At 54.0% G+C, this 485-nt stretch carries 1 protein-coding gene; it reads right to left on the bottom strand.

Translation table 11 applies throughout. The annotated features are described in order from the left end of the window. Nucleotides 1-85: 85 nt before the first annotated feature. On the bottom strand, nt 86-485 hold a 400-nt coding region (locus ALO43_RS00005), incomplete at its 5' end, for a GIY-YIG nuclease family protein (protein WP_162235556.1).

The raw sequence follows: 485 nt of genomic DNA on the forward strand, positions 1-485 counted from the left end.
ATCGGACACAGTCCAGGTTGCACGAGGGTATGCCTCCTGTCGGCAGTGCTTAACGTACGATTTTTTCCGAATTCTGCGGGCTCCCCTATCTGACCAAGCGAGCTGTCTGCGGATCGTACGCAAAATCGGTAATCGACCCATCCCGAATGCTCTCAACCGCTTCATCAATGACATGCAGCGGTACCAGGAACCATTCCCTCGGCTTTACCGGATTGCCGAAGCGGTCATCAATGGTTAAATCTAGTTGGGCTGCGCCGAACAAACGGTGGAAAATGCTTTCAAGCTTGGTACGGCTCAGGTTGTGTAATTTGTAAGTAGCGACCACCTCTACATCGGCCAGCAGGTAGGTGGCGTCTTTGTTTGCGCCGGCAATGCGGGTTTCTACCTTGCCGCCGGTAACGCCGATCTTGTGGATCAACTCGCGGTGCTCAGCAACGAATGGATGGTTGGACTGACTGCGCAGTATGCGGATTCCACGGCAATCC

The sequence above is a fragment of the Pseudomonas tremae genome (assembly GCF_001401155.1).
Classification (GTDB): Bacteria; Pseudomonadota; Gammaproteobacteria; order Pseudomonadales; family Pseudomonadaceae; genus Aquipseudomonas; species Aquipseudomonas tremae.